15 protein-coding genes are annotated in these 18,158 nt (G+C 42.1%); 9 read left to right on the top strand and 6 right to left on the bottom strand.

Annotated features, from left to right (window positions below; all coding sequences use genetic code 11):
* Positions 1 to 194 precede the first annotated feature (194 nt).
* The 8 genes from BVH04_RS07070 to mnhG all read left to right on the top strand — a co-directional run bounded on the left by BVH04_RS07070 (position 195) and on the right by mnhG (position 7,256).
* The gene (locus BVH04_RS07070) at positions 195 to 1,244 is read left to right on the top strand and encodes a hypothetical protein (RefSeq protein WP_240510860.1); all 1,050 of its coding nucleotides are present in this window, start codon (positions 195 to 197) and stop codon (positions 1,242 to 1,244) included.
* A gap of 280 nt (positions 1,245 to 1,524) precedes the next feature.
* A complete protein-coding gene (locus BVH04_RS07065) occupies positions 1,525 to 3,828 on the top strand; it encodes a putative monovalent cation/H+ antiporter subunit A (RefSeq protein ID WP_086540774.1) in 2,304 nt (767 codons plus the stop codon).
* Positions 3,829 to 3,839: 11 nt separating this feature from the next.
* Entirely contained in the window at positions 3,840 to 4,250 is a 411-nt protein-coding gene (locus tag BVH04_RS07060; RefSeq protein ID WP_086540773.1) for a Na+/H+ antiporter subunit B, read from the top strand.
* Between the two features lies 1 nt (position 4,251).
* The gene (locus BVH04_RS07055; RefSeq protein WP_086540772.1) at positions 4,252 to 4,605 is read left to right on the top strand and encodes a Na+/H+ antiporter subunit C; all 354 of its coding nucleotides are present in this window, start codon (positions 4,252 to 4,254) and stop codon (positions 4,603 to 4,605) included.
* Positions 4,602 to 6,128 (top strand): proton-conducting transporter transmembrane domain-containing protein, encoded by a 1,527-nt coding sequence (locus BVH04_RS07050; RefSeq protein WP_086540771.1) that lies wholly within the window; start codon positions 4,602 to 4,604, stop codon positions 6,126 to 6,128. The genes BVH04_RS07055 and BVH04_RS07050 overlap by 4 nt, the downstream gene beginning before the upstream one ends.
* Entirely contained in the window at positions 6,125 to 6,601 is a 477-nt protein-coding gene (locus tag BVH04_RS07045) for a Na+/H+ antiporter subunit E (RefSeq protein ID WP_086540770.1), read from the top strand. The genes BVH04_RS07050 and BVH04_RS07045 overlap by 4 nt, the downstream gene beginning before the upstream one ends.
* Positions 6,598 to 6,870 carry a cation:proton antiporter gene (locus tag BVH04_RS07040; RefSeq protein WP_086540769.1) on the top strand — a complete coding sequence of 91 codons (273 nt, stop codon included), beginning with the start codon at positions 6,598 to 6,600 and terminating at the stop codon, positions 6,868 to 6,870. The genes BVH04_RS07045 and BVH04_RS07040 overlap by 4 nt, the downstream gene beginning before the upstream one ends.
* The gene (gene mnhG, locus BVH04_RS07035) at positions 6,867 to 7,256 is read left to right on the top strand and encodes a monovalent cation/H(+) antiporter subunit G (protein WP_086540768.1); all 390 of its coding nucleotides are present in this window, start codon (positions 6,867 to 6,869) and stop codon (positions 7,254 to 7,256) included. The genes BVH04_RS07040 and mnhG overlap by 4 nt, the downstream gene beginning before the upstream one ends.
* 328 nt (positions 7,257 to 7,584) lie before the next feature.
* Here the strand turns inward: mnhG and BVH04_RS07030 are convergent, their stop codons facing one another.
* A complete protein-coding gene (locus tag BVH04_RS07030; protein WP_086540767.1) occupies positions 7,585 to 9,000 on the bottom strand; it encodes a nucleoside hydrolase-like domain-containing protein in 1,416 nt (471 codons plus the stop codon).
* 679 nt (positions 9,001 to 9,679) lie between these two features.
* Here BVH04_RS07030 and rhuM point away from each other — a divergent pair.
* Positions 9,680 to 9,841, top strand: coding sequence for a RhuM family protein (rhuM, locus tag BVH04_RS26595; protein WP_394335225.1), 162 nt, complete (start codon positions 9,680 to 9,682; stop codon positions 9,839 to 9,841).
* Here rhuM and BVH04_RS07020 read toward each other — a convergent pair.
* From BVH04_RS07020 to BVH04_RS07000, 5 genes are all read right to left on the bottom strand, one after another.
* A complete protein-coding gene (locus BVH04_RS07020) occupies positions 9,838 to 10,248 on the bottom strand; it encodes a MoaF-related domain-containing protein (protein WP_086540766.1) in 411 nt (136 codons plus the stop codon). The genes rhuM and BVH04_RS07020 overlap by 4 nt on opposite strands.
* Positions 10,248 to 13,181 (bottom strand): PVC-type heme-binding CxxCH protein, encoded by a 2,934-nt coding sequence (locus tag BVH04_RS07015; RefSeq protein WP_086540765.1) that lies wholly within the window; start codon positions 13,179 to 13,181, stop codon positions 10,248 to 10,250. The genes BVH04_RS07020 and BVH04_RS07015 overlap by 1 nt, the downstream gene beginning before the upstream one ends.
* 402 nt (positions 13,182 to 13,583) lie before the next feature.
* Entirely contained in the window at positions 13,584 to 15,683 is a 2,100-nt protein-coding gene (locus tag BVH04_RS07010; RefSeq protein WP_086540764.1) for an outer membrane protein assembly factor BamB family protein, read from the bottom strand.
* Between the two features lie 435 nt (positions 15,684 to 16,118).
* The gene (locus BVH04_RS07005) at positions 16,119 to 16,625 is read right to left on the bottom strand and encodes a DUF2911 domain-containing protein (protein ID WP_240510859.1); all 507 of its coding nucleotides are present in this window, start codon (positions 16,623 to 16,625) and stop codon (positions 16,119 to 16,121) included.
* Between the two features lie 233 nt (positions 16,626 to 16,858).
* Positions 16,859 to 18,007 carry a Gfo/Idh/MocA family protein gene (locus tag BVH04_RS07000; RefSeq protein WP_086540762.1) on the bottom strand — a complete coding sequence of 383 codons (1,149 nt, stop codon included), beginning with the start codon at positions 18,005 to 18,007 and terminating at the stop codon, positions 16,859 to 16,861.
* Between the last annotated feature and the right edge of the window lie 151 nt (positions 18,008 to 18,158).

Genomic DNA, 18,158 nt, shown 5'->3' with positions numbered 1-18,158 from the left:
TATGTTGAAACAATGGGCTATGAGACAATTCCATTTCTATAGCTGGGCTAGTTTTAGAATCTTACCTGAGCATATTTTTGAGCAGTAATTAAGTATATTTTCACCCAGTCACCAGATCAATCAACACCCCTTTTGTCAAATTCTTATAGTCATACTTCCGGCCTTTAGTTACCTTGATTTCAAAGCAAATCAATATGAGAAAATTACTAATTGGATTCCTGATTATAGCCTCGACTATATCAGCTTGGACTCAGACCAAAGTCAGCACGATATCGCAAGGAGAGCAGCCACAAGCCAGTTTGGACACCAAAGGGGTTATCCGGGTGGTTTTCGGGCAAGAGGACAAGGTATTTTGCGCTACTTCCAAAGACAGGGGACTTACATTTTCGAATACTGTCTTGGTAGCAGAAGTTCCGGGAATGCATCTGGGAATGTCGAGAGGGCCGCAAATTGCAAGTTCTGATACGCATTCAGTCATTACTGCGATGGACAAGAAAGGAAACATCCATTGGTTTGAACTGAGCAAGGAATCAGCTGGCTGGAAAGCCCAAGGGATCGTAAATGACCAAAGCGGATCGGCTCCGGAAGGATTGATGAGCATCGCTGCCGACAAAAAAGACAATTTCTATGCAGTTTGGCTTGATACCAGAATAGGCAAAAGAAACCAGATCTTTTTCTCTTCACTTTCCAAAGGCGGATCAAAATGGTCCAAAAACCAGTTGGCCTATCAGTCTCCCGACGAGCATGTCTGTGAATGCTGCAAGCCAAGTATCGCGGTGAATGGAACTGAAGTTGCGATCATGTTTAGAAACTGGCTGGAAGGTTCGAGGGATTTATACCTAACCAATTCATCTGACAGTGGGAAATCCTTCGAAACTGCTCAAAAGCTAGGGCTGGGAACCTGGAAATTGGAAGGCTGTCCCATGGATGGCGGCGGGATCGTGATTGATGATGCCAAGGGAATTCACACCACTTGGAGAAGAGAAGGAGTCGTGTATTACAGCAAGCCGGGAGCTGCTGAGGTTAAGATCGGCGAAGGCAGAAATTCGAGTATTTCAGGAACTTCCGATACTATTTTGATTACTATGCAAAATGGAGATGTCGTGAAATCTGTATCATTGGAAGACAAGTATGACAATCCAATCGGAAAAGGAAGCTACCTAAAGTCGATCATTTTACCAGATAAGTCGGTATTGTATGTTTGGGAACAAGATCGTGAGATCAAATTTCATAAGGCAGAGTAGGGGAGGTTTTTGAGATTAATTTTAGGTTCCTTAGGTGGGTGTAGAGTAGGGCTAGATACAATTTCAACCATACAAGCCGGCAGTGAATCTTGAAAGGATCCGTGGTTACAATGGAATTAACTACCAAAACGGATATACAAAAAGGAATTTATAAACTCCATTTTCATGTAGGTTTTTGATTTTTTTTAAACTCAACCTTCTCCCAATACGACGGTTTTTCGCCTAATGGACTTCAATAATAACTGTTATATTTACCTATAAGAGAATTTGAAGTCGCCACATGCTTATAGCAGTATTATTAGGATTTGTTTTTTCATTACTTCTGGTTGTAGCCGGAAAATTTTTTCGGGGAAAACCTGCGATCCTCTCAGCAATAATTCCTTTATCCCTATTTGTTTATTTTTCAGGGTTCATCAACGAAGTTTCCGGTGGTGGGGTAATACGACAAAGTTTCAAATGGGTTCCTTCTTTTGGAGTGAATCTTGGGTTCACCTTGGATGGTTTGTCGCTCTTGTTTTCATTAATGATCACGGGCATTGGTTTTCTTGTCTTTGTCTATACCTCGACCTATCTCAAAGGCCATGAGTATCTGGACAGATTTTATGGCTACCTAAGTATGTTCATGGCGTCTATGCTGGGCCTTGTTCTTTCAGATAATATGATCTCCCTGTTCGTTTTCTGGGAGCTTACCAGTATTAGTTCCTTTTTCCTTATTGGGTTTAATAACAAGAGTGAGGCTTCCAGAAAATCGGCCATTACAGCTTTGGCAGTAACTGGACTAGGCGGAATGTCCCTTCTGGCAGGGGCGTTGATTTTGGGTTCTGTAGGAGGTACATATACTATTTCGGAGTTGCTGAATTCCAACCAAGTAATAGCCGACAGCCCATATTATATTCCTATTGTCATTTTTATGTTTGGTGCGGCATTTACCAAATCTGCTCAATTTCCATTTCATTTCTGGTTGCCCGGCTCTATGTTAGCTCCGACTCCGGTGTCTACCTATTTGCATTCTGCAACGATGGTAAAAGCTGGGATCTATTTATTGATGAGGTTTACACCGATTCTTGGCAATACCGAATTTTGGAATTCTACTCTTCTCATCGTAGGTGCGATTACGATGGTTTACGCAGCCATTCATGCTCTTTTCAGAAAGGATCTGAAGGGAATATTGGCTTATTCCACCATTTCAGCTTTAGGAATATTAGTTTTTCTAATAGGACAAGGAACTGAAAAGGCTTTGCTAGCAGCGGCGCTTTTTATTGTGGTTCATGCACTTTATAAAGCGACTTTATTCCTGGTAACGGGAATTATTGATCTTCAAACCCAAACTCGGGACGTGACTGTACTTCGGGGACTGAGAAAGGTAATGCTGCCCGTAGCCATTGCAGGGTTTCTGGCGGCTATTTCTAGTGCGGGAATTCCTCCAACCGTAGGATTTTTGGGAAAAGAACTTACTTATGAGTCAACACTTGCTCTTATTAGTATGCCTGTGTTGTGGATTGCACTTATTTTAATCACCAAGATCTTATTGTTGTATGCGGGATTTGTGGCTGGAATCAGCCCTTTTGTGGGCAAACTTCCCGAGCAATTTGCAAATACAAAAAAGCCTGGAATGCTTTTATGGCTTCCTCCAATGATCCTTGCAGTGACAGGGATTGGCTTTGGGATTTTCCCGGCATTGGTTGAGCCTATTGTCTTTCCAGTAGTAACTGCCATGGGGGAAAGCCTCGGAAACGAACACTTGAAGCTATGGCATGGATTCAATACGGTGCTTTGGCTGAGTATAGCAACGATAGCTATAGGAACGGTTTTGTATTTTATCTTAAAACCTTCACAAAAGCTGGTGGAAAGTGCGGAGAGATTTGAATTTCTTTCTCCTAAAGCTCTTACAACAGTAGGCTGGGCTTATTTCAATAAAGTCTCTTCGCTTTGGACACGCATTTTTCAAAATGGGTATCTCCGAAATTACGTTTCTACTATTGTAGTGTTTTTGATTGGTTTAGCTGGATATTCTTTGTACCAAACAGCCAAGTTTGACCTAGACCTTTCTACTTTGAATGAAATAACTCTGTACGAAATGGCCGTGGTGGCAATGATGTTCTCATCGATCTTTTTCGTTGTATTTACCAAATCAAGGCTCACGGCAGTGGCTTCCATGGGAGTGATGGGATTGTCAATATGTTTACTTTTTGTGTTTTACAGTGCTCCGGATCTTGCGATGACGCAGTTTTCTATAGATACGCTCACAGTCATACTCTTTGTGCTGGTATTATATCGTTTGCCTCGATATTTAAAGCTTTCAGATTATCGCACTAGGATTAAGGATGGGATTATCTCGCTAGCTTTTGGATCTATTATTACCGTATTGATTTTAGAAGTGTTAGCATCTCCGGTAGATAAAACAATAAGTAAATATTATGCAGAGAATGCGTACGTCCTTGCCAAAGGGAAAAATGTGGTGAATGTGATCCTGGTAGATTTTAGAGGATCTGACACTTTCATGGAAATCTCCGTCCTGGCCATTGCAGCTATTGGTGTTTACGCGCTGTTGAAATTGCATTTGAAAGAAACGGATCAACATTAAATAGGAAATCAATGAGAACCATTATACTAAAAACAGCTTCATCTTACCTTTTGCCGGTTTTACTGATATTTAGTGTATTTATTCTACTGAGAGGACATTATCTGCCAGGTGGAGGATTTGTTGGGGGCTTGATTGCATCTATGGCCTATGTATTACACGCATTTGCAAACGGACTCTCTGATACCAAAAACCTTTTGAGATTTCATCCCGGATTTCTAATGCCTATAGGCCTTGCTCTTGCATTTGTGAGCGGGATGGCTCCCTTGTTTCTTGACTTGCCTTTTATGACGGGATTATGGTACCCCGGGGAAATTCCAGTTCTGGGTTCGATCGGCTCTGCGCTATTTTTTGATATTGGGGTATACCTAGTGGTGGTGGGGGTAACACTTACTATAATTTTTACAATTGTAGACACTATTTAATATGGAAATAGTATTAGCGATTATGATTGGGTTTTTATATGCTGCGGGTATCTATATGATCTTGCGCCGAAGCCTTGTAAAGCTTATTCTCGGAATTATAATTTTGGGTAACGGTGCCAATCTTTTGATATTCTTACTGGGAAGGATTTCTAAAGGACGCCCTCCAATAATTGCTGGGGACCTCAAGGTGTTTGCTGAAGCCTATGCCGACCCTATTCCTCAGGCTTTAATATTAACCGCAATTGTGATCAGTTTTGGCTTGCAGTCATTTGCCATTATTCTTATCAAAAGAGTTTACAAAGTAGTGAAAACAGACGATTTAGATGAAATGAACGCAATAGATCAAGATTCATGACAAATCAATTAGTGATATATCCTCTTTTGCTTCAATTATTTTTGAGCATTTTTCTTATGTTCGCTTGGAGAAGGATAAGCTGGCAAAGAGTGATAAGTATCGTCGGCGGGTTTATAAATATTGCAGTTTCCATATGGCTTTTTGCTTTTATATGGAATGAGGGTACACACACTGTGCAAGCCGGAAATTGGGCTGCCCCTTTTGGAATTACCTTTGTGGCCGATATTCTCTCAGCTACGCTGGTGCTCCTTACAGCGATTTCGGGCCTTGCTGTATCTGTCTTTTCAGCATCCTCTATCGTGGCAGCGAGACTAAAATATGGGTACTTTCCTATCTTTCATTTTCTGCTACTCGGGCTTAATGGCGCATTTTTAACCGGAGATGTATTTAACTTGTACGTGTGGTTTGAGATCATTATCATAAGCTCATTCGTTCTGATCACCCTCGGAGGAGAAAAAGCCCAACTTGAAGGGGCAGTGAAATATTTTACGCTAAATATCCTTGCCTCCATGATTTTTCTGACTGCTATTGCGGTGTTGTATGGATTGACAGGTTCACTCAACATGGCAGATCTTTCCATAAAAGTGGCTGCTATTGAAAACCGAGGGCTGGTCGAGATTACAGGTATTCTATTCCTTATTGCCTTTGGAATTAAAGCAGCGGTATTCCCGCTATATTTCTGGCTTCCAGACTCGTATCACACTCCACCTTCTGCAGTCTCGGCGATTTTTGCAGGCTTGCTTACCAAAGTAGGAGTCTATGCTCTTATCAGATTCTTTACCCTAATTTTTGTGGATAATACATTTCTGCAAGACACTATTTTAGTAATGGCTATCCTCACGTTGATCAGTGGAGGACTTGGTGCTTTGGTACAAAACAACCTGCGAAAAGTATTTTCCTATCTTATCATTTGCCATATAGGCTTTATGATTATCGGCCTTGGATTATTTACAGAGATGGCTATTGCAGGTGCTATATTCTACCTTATTCATGATATTGTGGTGAAAACCAATTTATTCATGGTCAGTGGCTTGATCTACAGGATCACAGGAACCAATAGCATTAGATCTTTGGGAGGCTTATATGCCCAATATCCAATGTTAAGTCTTCTTGTTGCTATTCCGTTATTCTCTCTGGTGGGAATACCGCCCTTGTCTGGATTCTGGCCGAAGATATCTTTGATCACTGCTGCTTTTGAAGGGGAAAACTGGTGGGTAATTGGTGCCATCCTGTTTGCCAGCTTAATTACTTTGGTGATTATTGCTAAAGTATGGGCCAATGTGATTTGGAAAGAGAAACTCGAATTGCCAGAAAGGCTTAATTTCAGGTACTATGAGAAATTGACCAATGAAGGAAAGATGCAGCTTGTTGCTCCCATTGTTTTCCTTTCACTTGTTTCATTGTATATAGGATTTGGGGCAGAACATGTGCAGCAACTCTCCTCACGAGTCGCAACTGAACTAATGGATCGGCAACAGTATATTGAAGCTGTTTTTAAGTCAAGCCAAACTACTAAGCCATGAAGAACAGGTTTCTATCAAATATATTATTGACCTTTATTTGGGTGGCCCTGACAGGTGATTTTACCTTATCAAATTTCTTTTTTGGATTCTTGCTCAGTTTCTTCGTCCTGAAAATGGTTATCTCTGGAGAAAGTAGGGCTAAATATTTCAGGATCGCTCCTAAGGTTGTTGCCTTTATATTTTACTTTTTCAAAGAACTCGTAAAAGCCAATCTGCAGGTAGCCTTTGAAGTGATGACCCCGAGGTTTCAAATGACTCCTGGAATAGTGGGATTTCCTCTGGAGGCTAGCAGCGATATTGAGATCTCTATTTTAGCCAACCTAATCTCTTTGACCCCTGGCACGCTTAGCCTGGATGTGTCTGATGATCGAAAAGTACTTTATGTGCATTCCATGTATATAAAAGACCGGGAAAGCTTTATTGCAGGGTTGAAAAATGGATTTGAAAAACGTTTACTCGAAATATTACGATGACATTACTGGACTTTATATATTATTTCGTTCTTCCGGTATTATCCATATCCATCCTCTTGATATTTATCAGGTTTTTAATGGGGCCCAAAATGGTAGATAGAATCATTGCTCTGGATTTGATTATCACTACAGGAATTGGCTTTATCAGCGCTTACAGTATCCTTTACAATCAGCCCACCTTACTTGATGTGGCTATGATTTTGGCACTTATTGCTTTTTTGGGCACCGTAGCTTTTACCTATTACATTCAACAAAAAAATAAGCCATGACAGATTTAATTGTGGGAGTCTTAGCCTTATTTGGAACCCTATTTGTATTTTTTGCAGCGGTAGGTATGTTAAGAATGCGCGATACCTATTTGCGAATTTCAGTGACCACCAAAGCTGCGACTTTGGGTATTGGATTATTACTTGTGGGATCTGCTGTCCATTCCTACGAACTGGCCATAACAGCCAAGGTTTTTGCAATAATCTTGTTTTTGTTTCTTACGGCTCCTGTCAGTGCTCATTTGGTAGGGCGTACTTCTTATTTTTCAGGAGTGAAACTTTGGAAAAACTCCGTAATGGATGACATGAAAGGTAAATATAACCCTGAAACCGAAGAGTTAGGTAGCGGTTTGGAGGATGAACCCGAAAATTCAGATTCCAAAAAATAGCTGAAGAAGAAAGTTGATTTTATTTGTGTCCAATTTTTTTCAGCAATTGATCTATTAAATCCTAAAATCCATTTGGATGAACTTGATCTGCTTCGGTCATGAAGACTATGTCGGCGCCAACGATCGTGAAGTCGAAATGTATATCCGGCAATTAAAATCAATGCGATTCTAGTCAACTGTTTCGGTTGGCATCAAAAATTTACCAACTTTTCCTTAACAGCTATTTGTGAGAATTCAATCGGCGGATTGCACAGTTAGGATGGTTCCTAGTTTCTCAACAAAGCATTTTTTTTCAAAATTTAGTAAATCCAACTTCCCGATATTCTTCCTAAAAATTCGTCAACACCACTCTTCGGTACGAAGTCAACGTAGGAATCCCAGAATCACGAACTTCCAAAATCAGATGGAGGGCTTGTCCAGCATCCAGCTTAGGCATTTGAAACTTGATTTCTTCCCCATATGGATTGAAAAGCACTAAGTTCCCGGTGAAATTCCCCGCCTCGCGGTAGACCCACCACTTGACCTGAGTCTGATCTCCATCCGGATCATCACTTCCTTTTGCGGATAGCACCACCTCTTCACCTTCATTGATTTGAGCACTTGCCCAACCTTTTCCTTCGTTTCCATTCAATACTACTACAGGATTGTGATTGGCTTTTTGGTAGGTATCGGCGACATTCCAGTCCATTCTAGCTGCAAAATCGTATTGAAAAGCATCCCTAAATCTCCAGATCGTTGCTTGGTTGGATGCTTCCAAACTCCCGTCAGACAAAGTAACCTCATCTTGCGTATTGATGGATGAAGTCCAGATTTTATCCACTTCCCCATTGGATTTCCATAGTTCATATCTCCCCGCCCAGCCGCCCCAAGCTGGGCTGTGATCCCAAGCCAATCCATTTTGGATCAGCCCGATAAAAGAAGGAGTATCGCCTTCCATGATGTAGTCGAGCGGCAGATAGTTGGCTCCCAATGTACCGTGATTCTCCTGAATATTTGCCTTCAACCAAGGATTGTCTACCAGTTCAAACTGGTACAAAGGACCGTTTTTATACCAGCGATCTCCGCTGATTCCGCTCCAGGTTGCTTTGTAATATTCCCTCCAATTATCCCCAGCACTGGCATCGACGATGTAGAAGATTCCCGGAAAATTTTGCCGTATCCATGGCCCCGCAAAATCCTGATCTGAGATAGTATAAACTCGAATCTTGTCTACAAATACTTTCAAATCCTCTTCAGATCGGGTATTTTTCACTTTCCATAAAGCCTGCGCTAGACAATTTGCCCCACCCCAAACGGAAACCCAAAGCGGCCGTTCATCCATCTTGTCCACCGCTTTGATCAGGAGTTCCGACCCTGGAGAATCCTTGCCGGCACCCACTCCCTCCATACTGAATAAAGGCAAATGCTTGGTGGTCACGCTGAGTAAATTCTCCATACTGGGAAAGCCGGAGTCATGGATATCAAGGTTTTTCTTTACCTTTCCATAGTCTCGGATCAGGACTTCGATCTTATCCTGACGGACTTGACTTCTCAGGTGAGTGGAAGTCGTAGCAACTATCCCTTCGACATCGTATTCATTTGAATAAACCAGAAATCTAACCAAGGATTGTTGATCATCCGGTTCGTTGGTGATGTCAGTAAGTACAAAAACCCGTTGCTTGACAGGTTCTACAAACTTCAATTGAGTTTGAGCCAAGGCAAAAGAGGCAAAAAGACAAAGTAAAAAAGCGAGGATATTTTTCATGGGGTTATTGACATATAGAATTTTAAGTTAGGTTTTCTAGGTGAAATTTTAAAATCTGACCTCCAATAAAGCTGATTTTGTAATTGGATGATAAAATAAATTGTATATACGCTTTTCTGGCAGTAACCTTATTTTCTTCGTTTAATGGGACCGAAGACCGAAGACGGGAGACCGAAACGCTCAATTATCAATTATGCGCCAATTATATTCTCGCCTCTTCTGCCTACTGGTAAAGTAGCGGATAATCAAATAAAATAATCTGTATATACTCTTTTCTGTCAGTAAGCGAATTCTTTTTGGTCAATGGGTTGGAAGACCGATGACCGAAGACCGGAGTCAACCAGAATTCAAAGTGTCTTTGAATTTTTGATCCTATAAATTTTCTACTGGCAAGATTCCTTATAATCACATAAAATAAAGACCAAAACCAATTGCTTACCCCGCTAGGTGAAAAATGTTGATCAGGTATAATCTTAACAGTAGTCGGACGTAATTCGCCTTCCTATAGTTAGAATTTGAAACTCTTTTTAGGCAAGGGCGAAAAATCTTTCGCCCTATAATTTTGAATATCACTAAAAATTCTGCTTCTGGAGAACCACAATCGTGCACTGGGAAAGCTTTATGGCGTGACAGCAAATAGTAAGCACCTTAACAACATTTTTGAAGAAGGAGAGCTTCAATAAATTCAAGTTATTTCCATTTTGTAAACACCTGCCTCCGACGGAAAAATTATAGGACTAAATTTTACAACATAGATGCTATTATCTCTGTGGGTTACCGCGTAAACTCTGTCCACGCAACCCAATTTAGAATTTGGGCTATTAAAACCCCCTTCCATTAATCTAGTATTTTGATTTCGCCCTGTCCCATACTTGCTTCGCGATTGCGAATAAGATGATTGTACACGATCCCTTTATTAAAATCGAGTACTTGGCTTACGTTGATCCCATTTGCTTCACCCCAGCTTATAAAAAGAATGTTTGGTTCGATACACTCTGCTACATACTTTTCCTCTTCGAAAGCTCCCTTTTCGGCACCTGCAATAGCTTCCCAATGCAGGGTGGAGTCTGAATCCAAAGTAACATGATAGATACTTTCGCCATAGCGATATTCAATCGTTTTGCCGAGGAGCGAGGAAAGACTTGTCACGTGCATATTTGAATCTTCCTCTGAAGTCTCCTTTACAGAATTGGTGCATCCGTAGAGAATCGCAACCAATCCAATCAATGTGAAAAACAATCCTCTCATCAGGTATTTAGGTTTTGTAAAAATGCCAATAGGTCGGCCATCTCTTGCGGGGTCATGCTGTTTTCAAGTCCTTCCATCATCAATGATGTGCCGAGCGAGTTGAATGTTTTGATGTCGGTTTTATTTATCGTCACCTTTTCGCCTCCCATTTTCTTAATCGTGATGTACTGATCCGTCTCTGCTTCTACGATACCCATGTGCAAATCACCTTGTTTCGTTTCCAGGCGGTGGTTAATGTATTTGGTATCCACGGCCGAATTTGGATCCAGGATTTCGTGCAGCAAAGATTCCTTACTCTTGCGATTAATCTCAGTAAGCACCGGCCCCACGTCTTTTCCTATTGCACCGTACACATGACAGTTGCTGCAGATTGACTCAAACACCTCTTCGCCGTTTATGCTGGAGCCGGCAAGCGTAAGAGCAGGTTTCATCGTTTCAATTGCTTCTTTGCGATTCGTTACGCCTTCATCGGTAAACAATGCCCTTGCCCTGCGTTTGGTATCCGCATTGTCTGTCCACCAGAGTAGCGTCCTTCTACGTTCCAAATCAAAATTCATCTCCCCGATATTTATGGTATTCTGTTCAAGTCCGGTTAACAAGGCATCATGATTTGATTCGATATACAGCAATAAATCGCTGGCATACCTGCGGGTTTGCGGACTCAGCTCTTTCCATATCGCTACAACCCTGTCCCCGATTTCTGGCTCGCGAAATTTTGAAAGCTGTCGCAAAGCTTCTTCCTGAATTTTCAAAGGAGCGGAGTTTTGCAAGCTCTGATAGAGAACTTCCGACTTTTCATTATAGGGTAACAATGCGATCAAGGACATCTGTTGAATTCGCACACTATCTGCCTGTGTGTCATCGACTGCCAACTTCAGTGCTTCACGACTGTATTTTAAATATTCGGGAGAAGGAGGGAGTTGAAGCCGGTTGCGGAAATTGGCCAGTTCTGAAATCACCAGCCGGTCGTTAGTTTGTTCCAGTGCACGAATTTGTGGCAACAAACCATTACCGGAACCAGATGTACTTCCTTGAGAAAGCTGATGAATTACATTACTTTTTATTTCGGAGTTTACTTCGGCATCCTTCAGCGTAAGCATTATGGTCTGCATATCCGCTTCCGAATTGCTGCTTGCCAACGCCAAAGAACTTAAGAGTGAAGGGTTAGTCTCGAAGTTGCCAGATGCTACCAGTCTATTGAAAAATTCAGGAGCCGCATGCTTTGCAGCCAGTGTGATGGCCGCAATATTCCAATCATCCATTTTGGTATTGGCTGCCTCTAGATAGACCGGAAGTAATTTAGCTTTATGCTGATCAAACATCACATCATCAAGAGTACTTACTGTAAGTGCAGCCTGCATGCGCACGCGTGCATCGGCGTCAGTCATCAGAGCGATGCAATTCTTAAGCAGATCTTGGTTGGATGACAAGGTGTTTTCAGCAATCAACAAGGCATTTTCACGTACTCCAGCAGTAGGATCTTCTAATGCCCGAGTGAGTTGATCTGCTGTAAGTTTATTCTTTCCCTGTAAAATCCATAGGGCATGAAGTCGGGCCAGCTCGTTTTCGGAGGTAAGTAGCTCTGATAATTTGTTTAGCTGCGGATCTGTCAGCTCACGATCCATTAGCAAGCGATGAGCTGTTTTGCGCACCCATTGATTGCTGTGTTTTAACCCCTCAATCATCCCGTCTATAGATTTTAATTGAGTTACGTCAAATGGGTTTTTTTCACCCACTTTGGTGATCTTATAAATTCTTCCTTTGTCCTTCCCTGCATTTAAATCAAGTGTCTTTTCGATTTCATCCGGTATCCACTCGGGGTGCTCGATCACTTGCCGATGCATATCTACCACATACATTGCGCCTTCAGGTCCTACGCTCATATTCACCGGCCGGAAGGACCGATCAGTACTGGCAAGAAATTCGCGCTTTTCCATCATACGCGAAGCCTTTAGGGAAGATCCCTTGGCTGTGATTTTATCGGTGTGAATGAGATTGAGTACTACATCGGCCACCCAAACGGTATTGTTATACTCCGCGCCAAATGCTCCGCCACCATAATAGGTGATTCCACAAGACCCGGAAAAATAACCTGACTGCTCGGGATGATTTACCCGCGATTCCTGTTCGCCAATGGGATAAATGCGGGCAAGGCCATTTTCCTCATGATCGGAAATATTTTCAAGTGTATGTTCCTGCAGCAAGCGCGCACCATTCAGATAGCGATCAGGAAATACCAGGTGTGAAATATGTGTAAGGTTGTGGGTTTCATATAATCGCCCCCATTCATCCATGCCCAAGCCAAATCCACCCGAAGATTCTCCGATGCGTTCCATGACGCGCGTTTTGAGATTGAACCGGAAATCCTGACCACGCAGATCCATTCTCGAAGAGGAATCGCCCCACCAAAAAGGCTTACCTGAATTGCCCCCATTTACTGCGTAAATCCAATTATCCAATCCATAGGTCAGGCCATTGTAATTATGCTGAAGATTCCCGGTGGAAAATCCGCCCATCAAAGTATCAATGGCATCTGCTTTTTTGTCTTTGTCCAAATCTTTTACATACAAAAGATAAGGTGGAGCTGCCACCAGCGCGCCTTCTTTGTAGGGTAAAAATGAAGTAGCTAATTGAAGATTTTCAGCAAAAACCTGCGAGTCATCATAAACTCCGTCATTATTTGTGTCCTGCAATAAAACTATCCGGCTTTGTTGATCTTCAAAAGGGTAGCCGGGCATTTCAAGCACCATGGCCTCACCGGCTTCGTTAAATTCAAAATCAACTGGATCCGCAAACAGAGGTTCACTCCCAACAAGTGATAAGGAAAAACCCTCCTCAATTTGAAAGCCAGCCAGGGTTTCACGTTTTTCAGATCGACTGAAACTAATACCCGCTAGAACCAGAAATAAAATACCACCATTTAATACGCGCATGATCAAATCAATTTATTACAGTCAATTTAAAAAAGTCTTGGGAAATTAGATAGTGCTGAAAGTATATTCATGATCCTACTGCTAGAGATGCTCCAACTATTTTTGGGATTTGCATGCCCATAATTATATGACCCTCTTATTTTAGTCAAATCGCTGTTTGGACTTGGTAGGCTCCGATTGCTATTTGCAGCAATTCCATTCTAAATTATTTAAGCCTCTGGGCAGTAGTCGTTCGACATGTTACGGGCTACAGGCAGATCGAGAAATTGAGCTTTTGAAAAAATCGAATCGAAAAGTAGATTTTTGCCAGTTCGCCAAAAATGCAAAATCAAGTTAGGCTGCAGGCTTAGAGTAGTTTAAGGTTTTGAAATAGGCTTAATTTTTCTCCTGACACTAGAGGATTTAGTCCTCGAGGGTAAATACCACATATTGATCTCCTGATTTTGAATTTAGCTTTCCTCCTCCGCATGCGATTACAATATATTGCTTCCCATTAATGCTGTAAGAACTGGGTGTAGCGTATCCTGCGGCAGGAAGATCATACTCCCATACCATTTCCCCCGTGGACTTTTTAAAAGCCCTGATTTTTTCATCCGGTGTACCTGCCATAAAAATTAGGCCTCCGGCTGTCACAAGCGGACCGCCATAATTGTCGGTTCCGGTAGGGGGTATTCCTTTAGCAGTAAGCTCCTTATATTCTCCCAAAGGAACCTGCCAGCGTCTTTCTCCTGTATTGCAATCAATTGCCGTTAGAGTACCCCAAGGTGGAGTATTTACTGGATAACCATTCGTATCGTACCATCGATTGTATCCGGTGTGCTGATAGGCTGAGAAATTTTGTTGTGTGGTCTTTACATTTTCATCAGTAGCCGTACCCAGTAGAAAGTTGGCAATTGCATCTCGCTCAGGTTGCGAAATATGAGAAAATGAGGGCATCATACCTTTCCCGTTAAGCATCATTGCAAGCAATTGATCTCGTGTGAGTCGGGCTTTTATATTGATCAATCCAGGATAGGAACCATCATGGCTGCCATTGAGATCTTTTCCGTGACAATTTGAGCAGTATAGGTTATACAGCGTGTTTTCATTGGAAAGTACTTGGGTGATTTCATTCTTCCTTAGTACCAAAGAGGTATAGACGGGTATTTCTTTTGCAGGTATATACATCATACCCTCTGGATCCGTTGCAGATCCTCCCCATTGACCACCGCCATCGGTGCCAGGATATATAATCGTCATCTTTTTTGTGATAGGCGTATACGCGGATCCTGTATTTGCTTGGGCTAAAATTTCAGCCAGAGAATCCTTGTCTGCTACAAATGAATTGAAGTCATTTGCCGTAAAGGATTGCTTGGTAAAAGGCGCCGGCTTAACTGGGACAGGTTGGGTTTGACTTGGATACTCACCCGGTGCCGCCTCCTGCGGAAAGGCAACATCCTCTATTGGAAATATCGGCTCCCCTGTACCACGATCAAATATGAAGGTATATCCTTGCTTGGTGATAACTGACACTACATCTATTTGCTTACCGTCTCGCGTGATTGTGAATAGGTTAGGAGGAGCAGGTAAATCGCGATCCCAAATATCATGACGGACGACCTGATAATGCCATAGAAGTTGTCCGTCACTGGCGTTTAGTGCCAAAAGGGAATTTGCATACAAGTTGTCGCCTTTGCGGTTGCCTCCATAGAAATCAAAGGCTGCTGATCCAGTGGGCACATACACGACACCTCTTTCCCGGTCTATAGCCATTCCCATCCAGGAGTTTGCTCCACCGATTCTTTGCCTTGGATTTGCAGGGACCCATGATTCATAACCTGCTTCACCTTCCTCTGGTATGGTATGAAAAGTCCAGGCCAAACTCCCATCTCGTGTATCATATGCTCTGATGTCACCAAGCAGGGCAGTTTCAGATTCTGAAACCCGTGTCCCCGTGATGATTAAGTTTTCAAAAATAGTGTTTGGGGTGTTTGAAGTCACATAATTATCGGCGCCAGGTCGGTCAATTCCCACTTTAAGATCGATTCGTCCATTCACTCCGAAAGTATCAATCATTTTACCGGTTCTTGCGTCAAGCGCATAAAGCCAAGGACCCACTCCAAAAAAAATACGTTTATCTTCTTTGTTAGACCAATAGGTTACTCCGCGGCTAGTTGTTCCGTTTTTTTCCTTAATAGCTGTCTTCCAAAGTTCTTTTCCGGATTCTGCCTCTAGGGCAAATGCCTCCGTATCTGCCGAAACTCCAAAGATTACCCCATCAATGATTATTGGGTTGGATTGTATTTGTGAGAGGTTTCGAAGGGTATCCTTGCCGCCGGAAGAATAGGTCCAGGCAATTTTTAGTTTTGAAACGTTCGAGGTATCGATCTGGACGAGTTGAGAATAGTGACTCCTCGCGCCATCACCGTTATACTCCGGCCAATCTGCATTTTTATCATTGGAACAGTGTGAAAAAATTAAAGTGAGAAATAACAAAAAGACAGTTTCAGCATACCTTCTCATGAATCTTTATATTAAATTAAATGTATATCCGCAATTGCACCAGTAAAAGGCAAAAAGCGACTTAATATATGGTAAACACTAGCATTGCCTGTACTTCGGTCACTCGTCATCGGTCTTCCTGCCAGTTTAGCAAAGAAAAAGAGGTAACTGGCATCATTGCGGATAATCAGATTAAATTATTAATTTCTAAAACTGCATTTTCCAATCTTTCCAACCTAAGGTAGTCATCTGGAGGAAATGACACCATTCTATCAATTAGATTTTATTACTCAAACAACTTAATTCAATCCGCTGAAGTACAGTTTCGCCAGAGAAAGAAAATCCATGACTTTTGCAAAACTTTTGTATTTCTGTGGTTAAACCCAAAAGAGTTTAGAACCAAAAAAGCCACAAGGATTACTATCCCTGTGGCTTTTCATATTTTATTTAAATCGATTACATTCCCAATTTCGCAGATGCTTTTCCATATTCCCATCTGATTTCGAAGCTGGATGGTTTTACTTCGTAAACCAAACGCTCTTCCATAGACGAGCCTTGTCCAGAAGGAACATCAACTCTCAAAGCATCTTGAGCTTTATCATAAGCAAATGCTCCCCACTGCTTTGCAGTTTTGTTGAAGATGAGTGTGGAACTAGTTTCGCCAGGGATAATAAAGAAACCGTATGTTCCGGCAGTAAGTTTTTTACCTTCTACCATGATGTCCTTAGTAGTAGTGAAGGTAGTCGCCTCATCTGCACCAGCTCTCCATACTTCGCCCAGAGGAACCAAATCTCCCCAGATCGTACGGCCTTTTACCGCAGGACTGCTGTAATTAATTGTGATTTTTGCATCGCCTACCATTCCTTCTGCAGTTTTGGCCGGGCTAGCTTTCTCTTGTGCGTTAGCCGCAAAGCCTACAAATGCAAGTAGGGCAAAGGCTAAAAGGGTGTTTTTAAAATTCATTGTCATTGGTTTTAGATTTGACCTGAAAATACAACTTTTTATCAAAACAGAAAGTCTTTGGGAGGAACATAATGTAGGATGTCAGGTGACCGATGCCGGATCTTCAGTTATCTAAGATGTAAATTCATGCTTAAAAGATTATCACCAACATTAAAGTTAAACCATTCAAGAAAGTTAAAATGCCGAAAATTATGTAACATCCGTCATCTGACATCCATCATCCAACAATTTCCCTAAATCTTCACCCAAGCTTCATTCGCATTACTTTCCACAATCGCATCACCGATGATCAACTCTCTCAGGCCGTCGGCAAAAGTTGGGAAAGTAGGAGACTCAGGCTGCTTGCCTTCTCTCACTGCTGCATACACTTCCTTGAAAAGCTGCTTGGAAGTGTCTGGAAAGCCTTCTTGGTGACCTCCTGGGAAGCTTACCAAAGAACGTGCTCCTTCATCCACCAACGCTGGATCTTTCATCAAAATGGAATTGGCAGTTTCTCTCTTACCGATCCAAAGTTCATTAGGCTTCTCGGCATTGAATTCAAAGCTGGACTTAGAACCGGAGACCTCGATGTTCAGACGGTTTTTTCGTCCTGCATTGATTTGGCTGACGGTGATTGAACCTGTACGTCCATTGTCAAATCGAAGGAGAATAGTCGCATAATCTTCCGAAGTCACATCATATTCCTGGTAATCTGATGGATCCAGCTTTTTCCCAGAGAAAGATTCTACTGCTTTCAAAGGCTTCAATCGGGTAGGATAGACGGTCGAGAAATCAGCCATAACAGCGATGATCTTCAGACCAGTCACATATTCGGTCATGTCCAACAGGTGAGAACCTATATCAGCTACTGCTCTTGATCCACCAGATTGCTTCGGGTCCAATCTCCAGCTGTAGTCAGTTTTGAAGAAAAGCCAATCCTGTAGGTAAGAACCCATTACGGAATATACTTCTCCCAATTCGCCTTTCTCACGCATCACTTTCATCTGGCGAACCATAGGATAATAGCGAAGATTGAAGTGAACGGCATTAATCAATCCTTTTTCTTTTGCCAAAGAAACAAGCTCTTCAGCTTCTTCTACTGTCACTGATAAAGGCTTCTCACACACGACGTGCTTATCAGCTAGCATACAGGCTTTTGCCTGCGGAAAATGAAGGAAATTAGGCGTACAAATGTGTACTACGTCGATGCTGTCATCCTTCAGCATATTTTCAAACGTATAGGCATTTGGGATTCCAAGCTCAGCGGCTTTGGCATCTGCCACTTCCTGGTTTACTTCCACAAGGCCTGTCACTAGAACGTAAGGAATTCTTCGTAGTGCTTCTAAATGAGCTGGTCCGATAAATCCGGTTCCCACGATGGCAGCTTTGATAGTCTGGGGCATAGGTTTTTTTAGGTTGTTTAAAAATTAATTTTAAAGTGATTATCTGGTAGTCTACTATGTAATAGATTATAAACTTGGACCTGAGCTGGAAGACCGATGACGGAAGACCGATAAACCCATTTCGCTAGCGTTAAGCGAATCCTAGTTTGTT

The sequence above is a fragment of the Algoriphagus antarcticus genome (assembly GCF_002150685.1).
Taxonomy (GTDB): domain Bacteria; phylum Bacteroidota; class Bacteroidia; order Cytophagales; family Cyclobacteriaceae; genus Algoriphagus; species Algoriphagus antarcticus.
This window is presented reverse-complemented; position numbering and strand designations above follow the sequence as displayed.

Bases quoted from the DNA above. Each gene is read 5' to 3' on its own strand.
- BVH04_RS07070 (WP_240510860.1), top strand. From the start codon at position 195: ATGAGAAAATTACTAATTGGATTCCTGATTATAGCCTCGACTATATCA.
- BVH04_RS07065 (WP_086540774.1), top strand. From the start codon at position 1,525: ATGCTTATAGCAGTATTATTAGGATTTGTTTTTTCATTACTTCTGGTT.
- BVH04_RS07060 (WP_086540773.1), top strand. From the start codon at position 3,840: ATGAGAACCATTATACTAAAAACAGCTTCATCTTACCTTTTGCCGGTT.
- BVH04_RS07055 (WP_086540772.1), top strand. From the start codon at position 4,252: ATGGAAATAGTATTAGCGATTATGATTGGGTTTTTATATGCTGCGGGT.
- BVH04_RS07050 (WP_086540771.1), top strand. From the start codon at position 4,602: ATGACAAATCAATTAGTGATATATCCTCTTTTGCTTCAATTATTTTTG.
- BVH04_RS07045 (WP_086540770.1), top strand. From the start codon at position 6,125: ATGAAGAACAGGTTTCTATCAAATATATTATTGACCTTTATTTGGGTG.
- BVH04_RS07040 (WP_086540769.1), top strand. From the start codon at position 6,598: ATGACATTACTGGACTTTATATATTATTTCGTTCTTCCGGTATTATCC.
- mnhG (WP_086540768.1), top strand. From the start codon at position 6,867: ATGACAGATTTAATTGTGGGAGTCTTAGCCTTATTTGGAACCCTATTT.
- BVH04_RS07030 (WP_086540767.1), bottom strand. From the start codon at position 9,000: ATGAAAAATATCCTCGCTTTTTTACTTTGTCTTTTTGCCTCTTTTGCC.
- BVH04_RS07020 (WP_086540766.1), bottom strand. From the start codon at position 10,248: ATGAGAGGATTGTTTTTCACATTGATTGGATTGGTTGCGATTCTCTAC.
- BVH04_RS07015 (WP_086540765.1), bottom strand. From the start codon at position 13,181: ATGCGCGTATTAAATGGTGGTATTTTATTTCTGGTTCTAGCGGGTATT.
- BVH04_RS07010 (WP_086540764.1), bottom strand. From the start codon at position 15,683: ATGAGAAGGTATGCTGAAACTGTCTTTTTGTTATTTCTCACTTTAATT.
- BVH04_RS07005 (WP_240510859.1), bottom strand. From the start codon at position 16,625: ATGAATTTTAAAAACACCCTTTTAGCCTTTGCCCTACTTGCATTTGTA.
- BVH04_RS07000 (WP_086540762.1), bottom strand. From the start codon at position 18,007: ATGCCCCAGACTATCAAAGCTGCCATCGTGGGAACCGGATTTATCGGA.